The organism is Pseudonocardia oceani (assembly GCF_019263585.2).
In the GTDB taxonomy this organism is placed as follows: Bacteria; Actinomycetota; Actinomycetes; order Mycobacteriales; family Pseudonocardiaceae; genus Pseudonocardia; species Pseudonocardia oceani.
Map to the genome: position 1 here is coordinate 949664 of NZ_JADQDF010000001.1, position 17160 is coordinate 966823.

General features: G+C 75.1%; 16 protein-coding genes. 5 read left to right on the top strand and 11 right to left on the bottom strand.

Features of this window, described 5'->3' with window-relative positions; all coding sequences use genetic code 11:
• Nucleotides 1-31: 31 nt before the first annotated feature.
• The 4 genes from I4I82_RS04770 to I4I82_RS04785 all read right to left on the bottom strand — a co-directional run bounded on the left by I4I82_RS04770 (nucleotide 32) and on the right by I4I82_RS04785 (nucleotide 5476).
• On the bottom strand, nucleotides 32-1771 hold the full coding sequence (locus I4I82_RS04770; protein ID WP_218595290.1) for a PEP-utilizing enzyme: 1740 nt from the start codon (nucleotides 1769-1771) through the stop codon (nucleotides 32-34).
• A gap of 215 nt (nucleotides 1772-1986) precedes the next feature.
• Nucleotides 1987-2691 carry a TetR/AcrR family transcriptional regulator gene (locus I4I82_RS04775; protein ID WP_226369880.1) on the bottom strand — a complete coding sequence of 235 codons (705 nt, stop codon included), beginning with the start codon at nucleotides 2689-2691 and terminating at the stop codon, nucleotides 1987-1989.
• A gap of 71 nt (nucleotides 2692-2762) precedes the next feature.
• Nucleotides 2763-4229, bottom strand: coding sequence for an aldehyde dehydrogenase family protein (locus I4I82_RS04780; protein ID WP_218595292.1), 1467 nt, complete (start codon nucleotides 4227-4229; stop codon nucleotides 2763-2765).
• Entirely contained in the window at nucleotides 4226-5476 is a 1251-nt protein-coding gene (locus I4I82_RS04785) for a cytochrome P450 (protein ID WP_218595293.1), read from the bottom strand. Before I4I82_RS04785 ends, I4I82_RS04780 begins: the two co-directional genes overlap by 4 nt.
• Before the next feature lie 70 nt (nucleotides 5477-5546).
• Between I4I82_RS04785 and I4I82_RS04790 the strand changes: the two genes are divergently transcribed.
• The 5 genes from I4I82_RS04790 to I4I82_RS04810 all read left to right on the top strand — a co-directional run bounded on the left by I4I82_RS04790 (nucleotide 5547) and on the right by I4I82_RS04810 (nucleotide 10868).
• A complete protein-coding gene (locus I4I82_RS04790) occupies nucleotides 5547-6338 on the top strand; it encodes an SDR family oxidoreductase (RefSeq protein WP_218595294.1) in 792 nt (263 codons plus the stop codon).
• A 69-nt stretch (nucleotides 6339-6407) separates the two neighbouring features.
• Nucleotides 6408-7943, top strand: a complete 1536-nt coding sequence (locus I4I82_RS04795) for an AMP-binding protein (protein ID WP_218590282.1) — start codon at nucleotides 6408-6410, stop codon at nucleotides 7941-7943.
• Nucleotides 7943-8572, top strand: a complete 630-nt coding sequence (locus I4I82_RS04800) for a histidine phosphatase family protein (RefSeq protein ID WP_218595295.1) — start codon at nucleotides 7943-7945, stop codon at nucleotides 8570-8572. The genes I4I82_RS04795 and I4I82_RS04800 overlap by 1 nt, the downstream gene beginning before the upstream one ends.
• A 23-nt stretch (nucleotides 8573-8595) precedes the next feature.
• Nucleotides 8596-9261: a MarR family transcriptional regulator gene (locus tag I4I82_RS04805; RefSeq protein WP_218595296.1), complete on the top strand. Its 666-nt coding sequence runs from the start codon at nucleotides 8596-8598 to the stop codon at nucleotides 9259-9261.
• 23 nt (nucleotides 9262-9284) lie between these two features.
• Nucleotides 9285-10868, top strand: a complete 1584-nt coding sequence (locus tag I4I82_RS04810; protein WP_218595297.1) for a PEP/pyruvate-binding domain-containing protein — start codon at nucleotides 9285-9287, stop codon at nucleotides 10866-10868.
• A 32-nt stretch (nucleotides 10869-10900) separates the two neighbouring features.
• On the opposite strand, the gene I4I82_RS04815 is transcribed toward I4I82_RS04810, so the two are convergent.
• The 7 genes from I4I82_RS04815 to I4I82_RS04845 form a co-directional block, all read right to left on the bottom strand.
• Nucleotides 10901-12079, bottom strand: coding sequence for an RNA polymerase sigma factor (locus I4I82_RS04815; RefSeq protein ID WP_218595298.1), 1179 nt, complete (start codon nucleotides 12077-12079; stop codon nucleotides 10901-10903).
• Nucleotides 12076-12480 carry a YciI family protein gene (locus I4I82_RS04820; RefSeq protein WP_218590477.1) on the bottom strand — a complete coding sequence of 135 codons (405 nt, stop codon included), beginning with the start codon at nucleotides 12478-12480 and terminating at the stop codon, nucleotides 12076-12078. Before I4I82_RS04820 ends, I4I82_RS04815 begins: the two co-directional genes overlap by 4 nt.
• Nucleotides 12481-12821: 341 nt before the next feature.
• Nucleotides 12822-13115 (bottom strand): MmyB family transcriptional regulator, encoded by a 294-nt coding sequence (locus I4I82_RS04825; RefSeq protein ID WP_218590476.1) that lies wholly within the window; start codon nucleotides 13113-13115, stop codon nucleotides 12822-12824.
• Nucleotides 13116-13223: 108 nt separating this feature from the next.
• Nucleotides 13224-14150, bottom strand: a complete 927-nt coding sequence (locus tag I4I82_RS04830; RefSeq protein ID WP_225921022.1) for an ornithine cyclodeaminase family protein — start codon at nucleotides 14148-14150, stop codon at nucleotides 13224-13226.
• A gap of 10 nt (nucleotides 14151-14160) precedes the next feature.
• The gene (locus tag I4I82_RS04835) at nucleotides 14161-15021 is read right to left on the bottom strand and encodes a fumarylacetoacetate hydrolase family protein (RefSeq protein ID WP_218590475.1); all 861 of its coding nucleotides are present in this window, start codon (nucleotides 15019-15021) and stop codon (nucleotides 14161-14163) included.
• Nucleotides 15018-15959 (bottom strand): 4-hydroxy-tetrahydrodipicolinate synthase, encoded by a 942-nt coding sequence (gene dapA, locus I4I82_RS04840; RefSeq protein ID WP_218590474.1) that lies wholly within the window; start codon nucleotides 15957-15959, stop codon nucleotides 15018-15020. The genes I4I82_RS04835 and dapA overlap by 4 nt, the downstream gene beginning before the upstream one ends.
• Nucleotides 15960-15984: 25 nt before the next feature.
• Entirely contained in the window at nucleotides 15985-17121 is a 1137-nt protein-coding gene (locus tag I4I82_RS04845; RefSeq protein ID WP_225920510.1) for a cupin domain-containing protein, read from the bottom strand.
• Nucleotides 17122-17160 lie beyond the last annotated feature (39 nt).

Here is a 17160-nt window from a genome sequence, read left to right on the forward strand (position 1 = left end):
GGAGGTGCAGCATCCCTCACCCGACGCCGGCTCAGACCTCGAGGATCGTGACGGTCGCGCTGGTCCCGTCGACCTCGATCAGGGCGCCGTCCGGGATGCGGCCGGTCGCGTCGGTGGCCGACACCACGCACGGGATGCCCAGCTCGCGGCTGACGATCGCCGCGTGCGAGAAGGGCGCGCCCACGTCGACGACGACGCCCGCGGCCGCCACGAACAGCGGCGTCCACGACGGGTCGGTGATCGGGGCGACAAGGATGTCGCCCGGCTCCAGCGCCGACGGGTCGTTCGGGTCGGTGAGCACCCGGGCGCGGCCGCGGGTGACGCCCGTGCAACCGGAGACGCCCTGGATGGTCTCCCCCACCACGGCGGCGGTGTGGGTGCGGTCGGAACGGCGCTTCCACTCCGACAGCGGCGGGACCTCGCCGACGACGACGAAGGGCGGCTCGTAGTCGAACAGCTCGACGTAGGTCTTCTCGCGCGTGCGGACCTGCTCGGTGAACGATCCCGGGTCGGCGAGGTAGGCGGGCAGCTCGTCGCCGAACAGCATGAAGACCTGCTTGGCGTCGTCAAGGTGGCCGGCCTCGACGCCGCGGCGCCCGAGCTCCAGCGCCGGGAGGCGCAGCTCGTGGACCAGCATCGCCGACGTGGTGCGCGACCGCTCGCGGCCCCGCAGCCACAGCGCCGCGGCCTTGAGCGCGACCTCGAACTGGCCCAGCGCCTCCGCGTCGCCCGCGAGCAGCTCGCGGACGACGGCGGTGGCGGCCTCGCGCTCCTGCACGCGCACCGCGTTCTTGACCTGGGGCGCCTCGTCGTCGCCGATCCCGCGCATCCGGTCGACGGTGTGCAGCGCGAGCTCGGGCCTGAGGCTCCAGGTGTCGGCGCGCAGCTCCCACTCGGCGGGGCCGCGGAAGTCCCAGTCGGCCAGGAAGGCGTCGAGCTCCGCGCGGAAAGCGACGACGGCGGCGTCGTCGCTCGCCGCGATGCGCTCGTAGAGCCCGGGGACGCCCGCGTCGAACAGGGCCGCCACCGCACCGGTGCGGGCGTTGCGACTCAGTGCCCACATGCCGCTGGACGGGCCGGTGGAGTCGACGTCGCCGATGCCGCTGACGAGCGTCAGCCCGAGCTCGGGCTTGCCGACGGCCGCGGCGAGCTGGCCGATCGCGCCGAGGCCGACGCCGGACTTCAGGCTCGACTCGATGTGGTGCTGGAACAGCCGCGTCTGCAGGTCGGCGTAGGAGGTGAGGCGCTCGACGAGCTGCTCGTCGGTGAGCGCCGACAGGTCGGGCCGGGACTCGCGCACGGCGCGCACGTCGGCGCGGTCGGCGTCGTAGGCGCCCAGGTCGTCGGCGAGGAGCACCTCGTTCATGAGCCAGCCACCGGCCTGCTCGGAGAACGCGGGGTCGTCGTCGAAGTCGCGCTTCTCGCTCTCGTAGGACGGAATGCCCGGCATGTCGCCGAAGTACTGCAGGTCGACGGCCTCGGCACCCATCCCGGGCACCCGCACGCCGAACAGGCGCATCAGCGACATGTTGATGTAGAGGTAGCTGCCGAAGGCCGGCAGAACGTTGCGGTCGACCGTCTTGTCGTAGATGTCGTGGTCCCACACCCTGCAGGCCACGAAGGCGGCCTCCCAGCCGGGCTCCAGGTTGGCCTGGAAGCCGATGGAGGCGTTCAGCGGCGAGATCGGGTCGGGGAAGATCTCGCCCACGTTCGCGCGGGAGTAGAGCGGGAAGGTCTTCGAGGTGCGGTCGAAGATCGGCCAGTCGGTCACGGAAGCGGTCTCCCTCGTCACTGGGGCTCGAGTGGCACGGTCGCTCGTGCTCGGGCCGGGGCCTGCAGCCCGGCAGGAAGCTCCCGGGACCGCGTCGGGCGTCGCGGAGCCGGAGCACTCTCCCCGTTCTGCGACGAACGAGTCACATCGTGGCGCGGTGGCGATCGGCTGTCAACCCGTCGGCGGCACCTCGCGGCGCCGATCCGACGGGGAGCTCAGACCGCGGAGCCGGGACCGGTGTGCGGGCCGTCGACCAGCGGCAGGGCGCGGTGCCACACGGCACCGACGACGGCCGCGAGCGCGTGGATCCGCTCGGGCCGGGGCGCCTCGGGGGCGAGGCCGATGTGCACGTACGCGGTCTGCTCGATGGTCGAGCCGAGGACGTCGGCCAGCAGGTCGAAGTCGGTCTCGGCGATCGCGCCCTGCTGGTGCAGCCGTCGCAGCCAGCGCCCGGTGCGCTCGACGTAGCCGGCGCGCTGCTGCAGCCACAGCTGCGTGAAGCCCTCCTCCGCGCTGGACGCCGCGGCCTCGCGCATGACCCGCAGGATGTGCCGGTTGCGCGTGTAGGAGGTGAGGTAGGAGGTGGCGAGCACGACCATCGTGTCGAGGTCGACGCCGCTGCCGACGACGGAGCGCCCGGTCGAGGCCGTGAGCTCGTCGAGGCTGGGCCGCAGCGACTCGAGGAAGATCTCGTTCTTGCTCTCGAAGTGCCGGTAGAAGTTGCCCTGCGAGACCCCGGCGCGGAAGACGATGTCGGAGATCCGCGTGCGGGCGTAGCCGTACTCGGAGAAGCAGCTCAGCGCGGCGTCGAGCAGCTCCTGGCGCGTGCGCAGCCCGCGGACGTTCTTGCCGCGCCGCACCGGCTGCTTCACCGCCGCCACGCCGTCCTCGGCCGCGGGCGACGCATCCTGCTGGGCCACCGGCACCTCCGACGCGGGTTTGTGAACGCCTCTCACCATATCGTGGCGGTGCGCGGTGGCCCTCGCGGCGCTCAGCCCAGCAGCGACGTGATCTCGACGAACTCGTCGATGCCGTAGCGGCCGAGCTCCCGGCCCAGCCCCGAGCGGCCGTAGCCGCCGAACGGCGCGTCGAGGCTGTCGCGGGTGCGCACGCCGTTGACCTTCACCTGCCCGGCGCGGATCCGGGCGCCGACGGCCCGGGCGCGGTCGCGGTCGGCCGACCAGACGCCCGCGGCGAGCCCGTAGTCGGTGCTGTTGGCCAGCTCCACGGCCCCCGCGTCGCCGGAGTCGTAGACCTGCACCGCGAGCACCGGCCCGAACACCTCCTCGTGGGCGAGCGCGAGGTCGGGCGGGACGTCGGTGAAGACCGTGGGGCGGTGGTAGTAGCCGACGTCGAGCCCGTCGGGGGCGTCCGGGCCACCGGTCAGCAGCCGCGCGCCGTCGGTGCAGGCGCGCCGGACGTGCCCGCGCACGCGGTCCCGCTGCGCCGCGCTGACCAGCGGGCCGAGGTCGCTCGTGGCGTCGAACGGGTCGCCCGTCCGGATCTCCCCGACGGCGGCGACCAGCCGCTCGCACACCTCGTCGTGCAGGGCGGCCGGCACGAGGAGGCGGGTGAGCGCGTTGCAGGCCTGGCCGGAGTTGAAGAAGGCCTGCTGCACCGCGCTCGGCACGGCGACGTCGAGCGGGGCGTCGTCGAGCAGGACGTTCGCCGACTTGCCGCCCAGCTCCAGGCAGACGCGCTTGATGCCGGGCGCGGCGAGCTCGGCGACCCGGGCCCCGGCGCCGACGCTGCCGGTGAAGGAGACGACGGCGGTGCGGGGGTCGCGCACCAGCGCCTCCCCGACGACGGGCCCGGTGCCCGACACGACGTCGACGACGCCCGGCGGCAGCCCGGCCGCGACGACGAGCTCGGCGAGGGCGTAGGCGCACAGCGGCGCGACCTCGCTCGGCTTGAGCACCACGGTGCAGCCCGCCACCAGCGCGGGGCCGATCTTCGCCGCGATCTGGTGCAGCGGCATGTTCCACGGCGTGATCGCGACGACGACGCCCGCGGGGGCGCGCAGCACCTCCCCCGCCGACGTCGGCTCGCGCCACGGGTAGCCCTCGGCGAGGTCGGCGGTGGTGCGCAGGACCTGCGCGGGCATCCGCACCTGCGCCGGGACGGCCAGGTGCCAGGGCATCCCGACCTCGGTGGCGACGACGCCGCCGATCTCCTCGGCGGCCGCGTCCAGCGCGTCGGCCAGCGCGCGGACGTGCCCCACCCGCTCCGCGACGCCGGTGGCCGCCCAGGCCGGCCAGGCGGCGTGCGCGGCGTCGACGGCCGCGGTGGCCTCGGCCGCGGTGCCGGCCGGGACGTGGGCGACGACCCGCTCGGTCGCCGGGTCGACGACCGCGACCGGCTCCCCCGTCGAGCGGACCCACCGGCCGCCGATCAGGTGGTCGGTGCGGTCGCGGACGAGGTCGGCGCCCGGGCGCCGGGTGCCGACGCCGGCCGTCACCGGCGGCCCTGCGTCATCCGCACCGGCAGCCGCTTGATGCCGCGGAACCAGTTGGACAGCAGGCGGTCGGGCTCGCCGAGCAGCTCGACGTGGATGTCGCGCGCGATGAGCTGCTCGTAGAAGACGCGGGTCTCCATGCGCGCGAGGTGCGCGCCGAGGCAGAAGTGCGGGCCCGCGCCGAAACCGAGGTGGCGGTTGGGCGTGCGGTCGAGCCGGAACTCCTCGGGCGCCTCGAACTGTCGCTCGTCGCGGTTGGCCGAGGAGAACCAGAGGACGACCTTCTCCCCTGCCCTCACCGTCTGCCCGTGCAGCTCGACGTCGGTGGTGGCGGTGCGGCGCATGTGCACCACCGGCGACATCCAGCGCACCATCTCCTCGATGCCGGTGCGCAGCAGCTCCGGGCCGCCCTCGCGCAGCCGCGGCCACAGGTCCCGCTGCCCGAGCACGGCGACCGAGCCGCTGAGCAGGTTGCGGGTGGTCTCGTTGCCCGCGACCGTCAGCACCATGTAGTAGGGGTTGAGCCAGTCCTGCGTGAGCGGCGCATCCCGGAACCGCGACTGCACCAGCGTGCTGACGATGTCCTCGCGCGGGCAGGCGCGGCGCTCCTCGCTGAGCCCGGCGTAGTAGGCGAACAGCTCCTCGCGCGCCTTCGCCGCCGTCTCGGGCCCGGCGGAGTACTCCGGGTCCTCGCTGCTGGACTCGTTGGTCCAGCGCAGCAGCAGGTCGGCGTCGGCGGTGGGGACGCCGAGCATCGGGGCGAACACCAGCAGCGGCAGCCGCGAGGAGATGACCTTCACGAAGTCGAGCTCGCCGAGCTCCAGGGCCTCGTCGAGCAGCGCGGTGGTGACCTCCTCCACGCGTCCGGCCAGCTTCTCGACGGCGCGGGGCATGAACGTGCTGGTGAGCAGGCGTCGCATCGGTCCGTGGTCGGGGGCGTCCATGTTGTGGATCTGCCGCGGCCCGCTCCCCTCCGCCCGGCGGCTGGGGATCTGGGTGCCCTCGCCGTTGCCGAACCGCGCGGCGTCCTTGGCCACCGCCTCGATGTCGGCGTAGCGGGTGAGCGACCAGAAGCCGGCCTTGTCGCCGGGGCCGGGGTTCCAGAACAGCGGCGCGTCCTCGCGCAGCCGGCGGAACACGTCGCCGTCGCGGTCGTCGGCGAACAGCCGGGCGTCGAGCAGGTCGAACTCGTCCGGCCCGTCGTCGGGCGCACCCGTCTGCACCCCGGGACACGGCCTGGTCGTGGCCATCCTCAGCTCCATCCGACGATTTTGCGACTGACGCTATACATTCTGACGGACGGATGGCAGGGTGCGCAACATGTCCAGCCACCCCACCGGCACCGGGAGCCGGCGCGTCGTCGTCACCGGAGCGGCGTCGGGCATCGGCGCGGCGCTGGCCGCCCGCCTCGTCGCCGCCGGGCACGGGGTGATCGGCGTCGACCGCACCCCCGCCACGATCCCCGACGGCGTCGTCCGCGTCACCTGCGACCTGGCCGACCCGGCGTCGGTGGCCGCGGCGGTCGGGGAGATCGGCGCGGGACCGCTGCACGGCCTCGCCGCCGTGGCGGGCGTCCCGGGCACCGCGGCCCCGGAGACGGTCTACGGCGTCAACCTCCTGGGCCTGCGCCGGCTCACCGAGGCGCTCCTCCCCCGCCTGGCCGACGGCGGCGCGATCGTGCTGCTGTCCTCGATGGCGGGCTACCGCGGCACCGCCACCGAGGAGGAGGCGGCCGCACTGGTCACGCTGCCCGACGACGTGCTCGCCGCCCGCCTGACCGCCCTCGGTCTGGCCGGCCCGGAGGCCTACCAGCTCTCCAAGCAGCTCGTGCAGCGCTACGCACTCCACCTCGCGGCCCGGCTGCACCCTCGCGGCGTCCGCGCCACCAGCGTCAGCCCGGGCCCGGTGCAGACGCCGATCCTCGCCGACTTCCGCGCCACCATGCCCTCGCTCGACGTCGCGGCCGAGCTGGTCGGGCGCCACGCCCGGCCCGAGGAGGTCGCCGCCGTCGTGGAGTTCGCCCTGTCGCCCGAGGCGTCCTGGCTCAACGGCGTCGACCTGCGGCTCGACGGCGGCCTCACCGCCCTGCGCTCCACTACTGCGACTCGCTAGTCACTTCTCGGCTTGTCCTCGCGCTCCCGGCCTCGTACCGTTGGCCCACATCGTCGACTCGGAGGTCGCGTGCACCCCGGCAGCGTCGCCCGAACGGTCCCCGACCGTCCGGCCATCGTCCTCGCGGAGAGCGGGGAGTCCCGCACCTTCGCGGAGCTCGACGACCGCAGTGCGCGGCTCGCCGCACTGCTGCGCTCTCGCGGCGTGCCCCCCGGCGACACCGTCCTGCTGCTGCTGGGCAACGACGTGCGCTGGGGCGAGGTGCCGTGGGCCTGCTGGCGCAGCGGCCTCTACCTCGGCGCGGCCAACCGCCATCTCACCGCCGACGAACTGGTGCCCGTCGTCGAGGAGGCCGCACCGCGCGCGGTCGTCACCTCGGCGGACCTGGCGCCGACGATCCGCGAGGCGGCCGCGCGGGCGGGGCTCGGCGACGACGTCGTGTGGCTGGTCGTGGGCTCGGGCGGGGACGACGACTACGACACCGCCCTCGACGCCACCCCGCGCGACCTCGGCCTCGTCGAGACCCTCGGCGGGCGGCTGCTGTTCAGCTCGGGCACCACCGGGCGGCCCAAGCCGTTCCGGGTGCACCCGCAGGACCGCCACCCCGCCGACGCCCCCGTCCGGTCCGGTGGCCTGATGCGCTCGCTCGGCTTCGACGACACCGGCAACGTGCTGCTCGTCCCGGGCCCCGCCTACCACGCGGGCCCGCTCGGCTTCCTGCAGTCGGTGCACCAGCTCGGCGGCACCGTCGTGCTCATGGAGCGCTTCGACGCCGAGGGCGCGCTCGCCGCGATCGAGCGGTACGGCGTCACGCACAGCCAGTGGGTGCCGACGATGTTCGTGCGGCTGCTGCGCCTGCCCGAGCAGGTGCGCACCCGCTACGACCTGTCGACGCACCGGGTCGCCGTGCACGCCGCCGCGCCCTGCCCGCCGGACGTCAAGCGGGCGGTGCTCGACTGGTGGGGCCCGATCGTCCACGAGTACTACGGCGCGAGCGAGGGCTACGGCCGCACCACGATCGGCCCGCACGAGTGGCTGGCCCATCCCGGGTCGGTCGGGCGGTCGGTGGAGAGCGCGGTGCACGTCGCCGACGCCGAGGGCCGGCCGCTGCCGCCCGGCGAGGTCGGCGCGGTGTGGTTCGCGAAGCCCGGGGCCGCCGACCCCGCCCGCGCCGACGACGGCACCGCCGACCTGGCCGCGACGCCGGGTTGGGGCACGGTGGGCGACCTCGGCCGCCTCGACGACGACGGCTACCTGTACCTCACCGGGCGCCTGGGCCAGACGATCATCACCGGCGGCGTGAACGTCTACCCGCGCGAGATCGAGGACGCCCTCGCACTGCACCCCGCCGTCGACGACGTCGCGGTGCTCGGCGTCCCCGACGCCGAGTTCGGCGAGCAGGTGAAGGCCGTCGTCGTGCCCGCCCCCGGTGCGCGGCCGGGCGACGGGCTCGCCGCGGAGCTGATCGCCCACTGCCGCACGCGCCTCGCCGGCTTCAAGTGCCCGCGCACGGTCGACTTCGTCGACGCCCTGCCCCGCAGCGACGCCGGGAAGATCCTGCTGCAGCCCCTTCGTGACCGTTACCGGCCCGTGGAGACGACCTGATGGAGCTGCTGCTCATCCGCCACGGCCGGCCCCGGCCCGAGGAGTCGGCCACCGGTGCGGGCGTCGACCCGCCCCTGACCGAGCCCGGCCGCGCCGAGGCCGACCTGCTGGGCCGCTACCTCGCCGCCGATCCCGGGCCCGACGTCGTCTACACGAGCCCGATGCGCCGCGCGCGGGAGACGGCCGAGGCGATCACCGCCCGCAGAGTCGTCCCGCTCACCGTCGACGACCGGCTGCGCGAGTTCGACCACGGCGCCACCAGCTACACCCCGCCCGAGCTGAGCACCGCGGGCCCGGAGGCGCGGCGCACGCTGTGGCGGGCGCTGGAGACCGGGGTGTGGGGCGCGCACACGTTCGACCCCGACGAGTTCGAGGCGCGGGTCGCCGCCGCGTTCGCCGACATCATCGACGCCCACGCGTCGTCGGTGGTGGCGGTCGTCTGCCACTCCGGGGTGATCAACTCCTTCCTCGGCACCGTCCTGCGCCGTCCGCGGGGCATGTTCTTCCAGCCCGCGTACACCTCGATCAGCCGCGTCGCCGCCTCCCGCGACGGCCGCCGCCAGCTGCTCACCCTGAACGAGACCAGCCACCTCCAGCTCGCCGCGGTGCACGAGCCGCGGCGGTCCTGACCGTCCTACCGAGAGGCCATCCGGTGCGCACCGACGACGATCCCACCGCCACCCCCACCGCCACCCCCACCGACACCGACCCCCGGCTGCTCGTGATGCACCTGCTGCGCCTGGGCGGCTTCGTCGCGGCCGACCGCGTCGCGCGCGGCACGGGGCTCGACGTCGACGTCGTCACCGGCGTCCTGGAGACCGCCCGCGCCGACGGCCTGGCCACCGAGCGCTCGGGCCGGATCAGCGGCTGGGTGCTCACCCCGGACGGCCGGGCGGCGCACGCGGCCCTGCTCGCCGGGGAGCTGGAGCAGCGCGGGGCGCAGGCCGCCGTGGAGGAGGCGAACACGGCGTTCCTCGCGCTCAACGAGCCGTTCAAGGCGCTGTGCACGCGCTGGCAGATGCGTCCCGACGGCTCGATCAACGACCACGGCGACGCGGCGTACGACGCGGCCGTCGTGGAGGACCTGGGGCCGGTGCACGAGCGGGTCGTCGCCCTCACCGCGCGGCTCGCCGGGGCGCTGCCCCGCTACGACCGCTACCCGCGCGCCTTCACCGCCGCGCGCGAGCGGCTCGTCGCGGGCGACCGCACGGCGTTCGCCGCCCCGCTGTCGGAGAGTTACCACGACGCCTGGATGGAGCTGCACCAGGACCTGCTGAGCACGCTGGGCCGCGAGCGGTCCGCGGCCGACGGGCACTGACGGTGCCGACGACGATGACGACGATGACGACGCTGGAGCTCTACGCGTTCGACCACCCCCACAGCACGCCTCCGCGCGAGCTCGCCGACCTGCTGGGCGGCAAGGGCGCCGGGCTCGCGGAGATGACGTCGGTGCTCGGGCTCCCGGTCCCGCCCGGCTTCACGATCGCGCTGCCCGTGTGCCGGGCCTACCGCGAGGGCGGCTGGCCGGACGGTCTGGACGCCGCGGTCGAGGAGCACTGCGCCGCGCTGGAGTCACGGATCGGGCGGCGCCTGGGCGACCCGGCCGACCCGCTGCTCGTCGCCGTGCGCAGCGGCGCCCCGCGCTCGATGCCGGGGATGCTCGACACCGTCCTCGACCTGGGCCTGAACGACGCGACGGTCGAGGGCCTGGCCGCGGTCTCCGGTGACCCCGCCTTCGCCTGGGACAGCTACCGCCGCTTCCTCACCATGTACGCCACCACCGTCCTCGGCGTCGACGCCGACGTGCTGGGGCACGCCCCCGCGCCGGTGGGCGCCGAGGCGCTGCGGGCGCGCGTCGGGGAGATCCGGGACGTCCTCGCGCGGCTGGGCGTGACCGTGCCGCAGGACCCCCGCGCGCAGCTGCGCGGCGCGGTGGAGGCCGTGTTCCGCAGCTGGGACAGCCCCCGCGCGCAGACCTACCGCGCCCGCGAGGGCATCGACGGCGACGTCGGCACCGCGGTGAACGTCCAGGCGATGGTCTTCGGCAACCTCGACGACGCCTCGGGCACCGGCGTCGTCTTCACCCGCGACCCCTCCACCGGTGCGAACCGCCCCTACGGCGACTTCCTGCCCCGTGCGCAGGGCGAGGACGTCGTCGCCGGCACGGCCCGCACGCTCACCCTCGACGACATGGCCTCGCACCTGCCCGGCGCGCACGCCGACCTCGTCGGGCACCTCGCCCGGCTGGAGCGGCACTACCGCGACATGTGCGACGTCGAGTTCACCGTCGAGCGCGGCACGCTGTGGATCCTGCAGACCCGCGTCGGCAAGCGCGGGGCGGTGGCGGCGGTGCGGCTGGCCGCGCAGATGGTCGACGACCCCGCGATCGCCCTCACCCCCGCCGAGGCCGCGGCCCGCGTCTCCGACGACGAGCGGGAGCGGGCGCGGGCCGAGGTCGTCGCGGCGGCGCGGCAGGGTGCGATCGCCGGTGCGGTCGCGACCGGCCTCGGGGCGTCGCCGGGGCGGGTGAGCGGGGCCGCCGTGCTCGACGCCGACGCCGCCGCCGACTCCGAGGGCGACGTCGTCCTCGTCCGGCCCGAGACCAGTCCCGAGGACGTGCACGGCATGTCGGTGTCGGTCGGCATCCTCACCAGCACCGGCGGGCTCGTCAGCCACGCGGCCGTCGTCGCCCGCGGCTGGGGCATCCCCGCCGTCGTCGGTGCGGCGGACCTGGTGGTCGGGGCGGCGGAGGTGACCACGGCCGACGGTGCGGTCGTCTTCCGCGCGGGCGAGCTCATCACCATCGACGGCACCACCGGCGAGGTGTGGCTGGGCGGCGCCACCGACGGCGGGGCGTCCGATCTGACCGACGACGAGATCGTGGCGCGCGACCTCCCCGAACTGCTGCGGCTCCGCCGCTCGTGAGTGGGAACCAGGGCTATAGCCCTGGTTGCCACTCACGGGTGGCGAAGCCGCATCAACTCCTGACCTATCCGCGCCGCCTGCTTTGCGAGGTGGTGGCGCTCTGCGAGGGTGGTGGCCCCGCGGGCGGCCTCGGCGTAGAGGCGCGCCGCGGCCGGCAGGTCGCCCGCCCGCTCGTGCAGATAGGCCGACGCCGCCGTGTGGCGGGGCAGGGCGGGATCGACCTCGGCCAGCGCCGCCAGCCCGGCCGTCGGACCGTCGGCCTCCCCCACCGCGACGGCCCGGTTGAGCCGCACGACCGGGTTGCCGGTGATCCGCAGCAGCTCGTCGTACCAGCCGACGATCTGGGGCCAGTCGGTCTCCTCGGCGCGCGGGGCGTCGGCGTGCAGGGCGGCGATCGCGGCCTGCGCCTGGAACTCCCCGAGCCGGTCGTGCACCAGCGCCGCCTGCAGGACCGCGACGCCCTCGGTGATCAACGCGGTGTCCCACAGGGAGCGGTCCTGCTCGGCCAGCGGGACCAGGCTGCCGTCCGCCCGCGTGCGCGCCGGCCGCCGCGCGTGGTGCAGCAGCACCAGCGCGAGCAGGCCCGCGGTCTCCTCGTCGTCGGTGTGCGCGGCCACCTGGCGGACCAGCCGGACCGCCTCCGCCGCCAGGTCGACGTCGCCGGTGTAGCCCTCGTTGAACACCAGGTAGAGCACCCGGAGCACGGTGGCGAGGTCGCCCGGCGCGTCGAACCGCACGGCGCGCACCGTCCGCTTGGCCCGGCTGATGCGCTGGGCCATCGTCGCCTCCGGCACGAGGTAGGCCTGGGCGATCTGCTTCGTCGTGAGGCCGCCGACGGCGCGCAGCGTCAGCGCCACCGCCGACGCCGGGGGCAGCGACGGGTGCGCGCACAGGAAGAACAGCGCGAGCGTGTCGTCCGCCGCCGCGGCCGGACCGGGCGGCGGCTCGACCGCCACCCGGTCCTCCCGGTCGCGCCGCGCGGCCTCGGACCGGCGGGCGTCGACGAGCTTGCGCCACGCGACCGTGACCAGCCAACCCTTCGGGTCGTCGGGCGGGCGCTGCGGCCAGGTCAGCGCGGCCTGGACGAGCGCCTCCTGCACGGCGTCCTCGGCCGTCGCGAAGTCGGCGCCGCGGCGGACCAGGATCCCGATGACGCCGGGCGCCACCTCCCGCAGCAGCCGCGCGTCGACGACCCGGCCGGGCCCGGTCACTCGGTGACCGTCGGCGCCGCGCCGAGGAACGGGCGCAGCTCCAGCCACTCGTGGATCGGCTTCCCGCCGGCGCCCGGCGCCGCCGACAGCTCCCCCGCGAGCTCCAGGGCGCGCTCGTGGCTCTCCACGTCGATGATCATCCAGCCCGCGATCAGGTCCTTCGTCTCCGCGAACGGGCCGTCGGTGACCGGCGGGCGTCCCTCGCCGTCGTGCCGGACCCACACGCCCTCGGGCGAGAGCGCCTGGCTGTCGACGAACTCCCCCGTGGTCTCCAGGCGCGCGGCGAACTCGCCCATGTACCGCACGTGGTCCTCGACCTCGGCGGGCGTCCACCGGTTCATCGGCACGTCGTTGACGGCCTCAGGAGCGCCGCGGTAGTGCTTGAGGAGCAGGTACTTCATGGTGGTCTCCTTCTCTGCGGTGCGGCCCCGTCGGCCGCATCCACCCCGGGGACGGGGCCGCCGCGCCGTTCTCGACATCCGCGCCGACATTCTTCCGAAAGGTTCCGCCGCCGCAGGTGATGGCCGGGACATTGCTCGGTTCGGCGGCCAGCCAACCACCCTCCGTTGCGGCGTCTCATCCTGTGGCTGGCCGCGGCACCACCGCCCCGGCCCGGACGCGAGCGGGCCCCACCGATGTCGATCGCGCAGTTCGTGTTGGAGAGCGCGGAGGGGACCCTGCGGGTCCTGAGCGGCTACCAGGACACGGAGCCCCGACGAGGGCGCGGTGCGCCGGCCGAGGGCTACCCGATGCCGGTGCTCGACCCGCTGAGCCTGCCCACCCACCCTCTCCGACGCACTTCGGAGCCGGAACGCCGCGGCGAGGCCGTCCCCGATAGCGTTCTGGCTCCGTAGTGCGGGGGGGGAGCGCTGCCGCCGGGCTCGGCGGTGGAGACGAGCAGGGCCAGGCCGGGCTCCGCGGTGATCGCCGGCTCCTCGTAGGCGAGGACCAGCTCCCCCACCTCGGGGTCGGCGAAGCGCTTGGTGCCCGTGCCGTGGGTGCGCACGTCGTGGGCGCGGCCGCCGTCGCCGATCACCGGTGAGTAGGCGCCGGCCCAGCGCGTTGGTGGCGAGCAGGTCCTGCTGCGGGTCGCGGACGAACGCGACGCCGTCGGTGATCGCGCGCCGCGCCACCAACGTGCCGCTCACGCCCTGACGACCCCGGCGGAGCGCAGCAGCAGCCGGGCCACCGCGAGGTCCGACAGGCCCATTCCCAGGGACTTGAAGACCGTGAGCCGGGGCTGCTCGAGCCGCGCGACCGCGCCGGCGACGACGTCGGCCAGGCGCGTCACGGCGCTCCAGTCGTCGCCGTAGTGCTCCCCCAGCTCCCGCGACGCCCGGCGCGCGTTCCCGATGCTGTCGACGACGACCACGTCGGCGGCCGGGAGGACGTCGGACAGGAGCTCGGCGCTGTCCGGCAGCAGCGCCCCGACGGCGTTGAGGTGCGCGCCGGGTGCCAGGTCGGCCAGCCGCAGGAACGGCTCCCGCGCCCGCGTGACGACGGTGACGATCGGCGAGCCGGCCGTGGCGGCCGACAGGGTGTCCTCGACGGTCACGGCCAGCCCGAGCTCGCGGCGCACTCGCTCCCCGAACGCGGCCCGGCTGTCCCGGCCCGGGCTCCACACCCGGACGCGGCGCAGGTCGCGGACCGCAGCGATGGCCTCGACCTGGCCCAGCGCCTGGCGCCCGCTGCCCAGGACGGTCATTTCGTCGGCGGCGGGATCGCTGAGCAGCCGCGTCGCGAGCGCCGAGATCGCGGCCGTGCGCAGCGACCCGAAGGCGCCCGCCTCGAACGTCGCCAGCACCCGCCCGTCGACGGCGTCGAACGCCGAGGCGAGCGCGGCCGCTCCGGCGGGGGTGTTGACCCAGGTCTTGAACACGACGACGCCCTCGTCGAGGTCGACCGCGCCGAGCGCGTGCGCGCTGCTGCGCTCGGGCCAGGTCGTGAGGGCCTTGTCCATGTTCCACGCGGTGCCCGCCGCCTCGTGGAGCAGCGTGCGCCGCAGCGAGTCGACGACGTCGGCGACGGTCGCCGTCGCCGCGACGTCCTGCTCGGAGAAGGACGGGATCATCGACGGCACGTCAGCTCCCGTCCGTCGCGGGCGCGTCGACGACCGCGTGCCGCAGCACGCCGACGAGGTCGACCTCGACCTCGACCTCGTCGCCGGGCCGCAGGAACCGCGGCGGGTCCTGGCGGAAGCCGACGCCCTGCGGTGTGCCGAGCGCGATCACGTCGCCGGTGCGCAGGCTGGTGAACGTGCTGACGTAGGCGATCAGCGCCGCGGCCGGGAACGTCAGGTGGTCGGTGGTGTCGTGCTGCACGACGTCGCCGTTGAGGCGGGTCGTCACGGTCAGGGCTTTGTCGCCGATCTCGTCGGCGGTGACGACCCACGGGCCCAGTGCCCCGCTGGCCTCCCAGTTCTTCCCCGCAACGGCCTGGCCGGAGTGCAGCTGCCAGTCGCGGACGCTGTTCTCGGCCATGCAGGTCCAGCCGGCGACGTGCTCGAGCGCCGAGGCCTCGGGGATCCGGCGCCCGGGCGTCCCGATCACCAGGGCGGCCTCGCCCTCCCAGTCGAGCTGCCCGCCCTCCGGACCGCGGACGACGGCCTCGCCCGCCCCGACGAACGAGTCGGGGAAGCGGGTGAACAGCGTGGGGTGGTCGGTGGCGGTGCGGGTGGTCGGCGCGCCGTGCGCCGTCTCGGCGGCGTGGGTCGAGAAGTTGAGCCCGGCGCACACGATCTTGGCGGCGTCGGTGACGGGCGGCAGCCAGCGGACGTCGGCGACGGCGAACCGGGGGTCGCCGTCGGCGGTGGCCGCCGCGGCGGGGTCGGCGAGCAGGGTGAGCAGCGACGGCACGCGGGCCGCGAGGTCCACCACCTGCTCCCCGTCGACGACGCCGAACCCCTCGCGGCCGTCGGGACGGGTGAAGCGCGCGAGCCTCACGTCGACGCCCCGAACACGGCGGGCCCGTCGGCGTGCGCGGCGCCCTCGGCCAGCAGCCGCGCCACCCGCGGCACGCCCTCCTCGGAGAGCGGCAGCAGCGGTGGGCGCACGTGGTCGGACGCGAGCCGGCCCCACTGCCGCAGCACCCACTTCGCCGGGGCCGGGTTGGTCTCGACGAACAGCAGGTCGACGAGCGGGTGCAGGCCGAAGTGCAGCTCGCGGGCGGTCTGCAGGTCGCCCGCCTCCCAGGCGTCGTGCAGGCGGGCGACGGCGCGGGGCGCGATGTTCGCGACGGCGCTGACCGCCCCGGCGCCGCCGAGCGCCAGCAGCGGCAGGCCGAGCAGCTCGATGCCCGACCACACGACCAGCTCGGGCCCGCACAGCGCGAGCACGCGGGAGAAGTGCTCGAAGTCCTTGGTCGTCTCCTTGATCCCGACCAGGTTGTCGTGCTCGCGGAACAGCCGGGCGACGGTCTCGGGCGCGATGTCCACCGCGGTGCGCGAGGGCACGTTGTAGATCACGATCGGCAGGTCGGGGAACTCCTGCGCGATCGTGGAGTACCAGCGGTGCAGCGCCTCCTGCGTCGGGCGGGCGTAGTAGGGCGTGATCACCAGGGCGGCGTCGGCGCCGGCGTCGCGCGCGGCCGCGGTCAGCTCCAGGGTCTCGTCGAGCTTCGCCGACCCCGTGCCGGGGACGAACGGCACGGCGTCCGCGGCCTCCTCGGCGACGACGCGCATCGCCTCGATACGCTCGGCGACCGTCTGCGCACCGGGCTCGCCGGTGGACCCGCCGATGGACAGGCCGTGCGAGCCGGACTCGATCTGCCAGCGGACCAGCCCGCGCAGCGAGGTGGTGTCCAGGGCGCCGTCGTCGGCGAACGGGGTGATGAGCGGGGCGATGGAGCCCCGGATGCGGGCGGGATCGCTGCGGAACTTCATCGTCGCCTCTCGGGTGGGGTGGGGGTCAGACGCCGGACTGGCGCGGGCCCAGGTAGCCGGTCTGCCCGGCCTCGGAGCCCAGGGCCAGCACGGGCCCGTCGAGCTCCTCCTGCCAGACCAGGGACTCCATCGCGATCTGCAGGGGGTGGTCCTGCACGGTGAAGGCGCCGAAGCCCTCATGGCCCCAGAAGTGGGCGTGCTCGGACCAGCCCGGGGCCGACAGCAGCAGATCGCCCGCCTTCCACCTGATCTCCCGGCCGTCGACGACGCTCGAGCCGCGGCCGCGGAAGTGGTAGTTGATCGCCACCGAGGTGTGCCGGTGACCGGGCCCGGCCTCCTTGCGCGGGCTGCCCGGCGGCACCGTCATCGCGGTGACGAAGAAGCTCTGCGTGGCGCCGGAGCGCCGCCCGGTGGCCGGGTTGCAGTAGGCCATGATCTGCCGCTTGCCGTCGCCGGGGCGCGAGGACAGGTGCTGCTCGACCTCGCTCCAGGGCCACAGCAGCGGCGGGTTCTCGACGACCTCGATGTCGACGAGGTGCTCGTAGCCGCGCAGCCGCGCCCCCTCGGTGCCGATCGGCACGTCCGGCGACTTCTCCCGCACGTAGGCCCCGCCGTCGACGACCGCCCGCTCCGCCGGCACGACCGACGCCAGGCGCTCCACGTAGTGCACGCCGAGCGCGGCGAGCAGCGGCGAGTTCGAGTAGCTCAGCCGGACCCACGGCTCCGACGACTCGTTGCGGAAGGCGTGGGGCCGCATCGCCGGCACCGTGGCGACGTCCCAGCGGCGCTGCACGTGCCGGGTCCCGGCGACGTCGACGACGCCCTCCCCGCGGACGCCGATCTGCACGAGGCTCGCGTTCTGGCGCACCGGCGCCGTCCGCTCGCCCGGCAGCAGCACCTCCACCGCGACCTGGACGCCCGGCGCCAGCCCCTGGCCCGGACCGGTCGCCTCGGGGTGCACCAGCAGCGCGACCCGGCGGCCGTCCTCCGGGGCCGGGCCCCGCGACAGCCGCTCGATCTCGGCGTCGATCCGCTCCCCCTCGATCTTCACCGGGGCCCAGGGCGCCACCCCGCCGCGGACCGCGCCGCTGGCATCGACCAGGCGGACCTGCCCGGACATCCCGTCGAGCTCCGCGGCGACGTCGACGTCGGTCGTGGTCATCGCTCCTCCTCCGATCCTGCGGGACGGACGTCCGCCCCA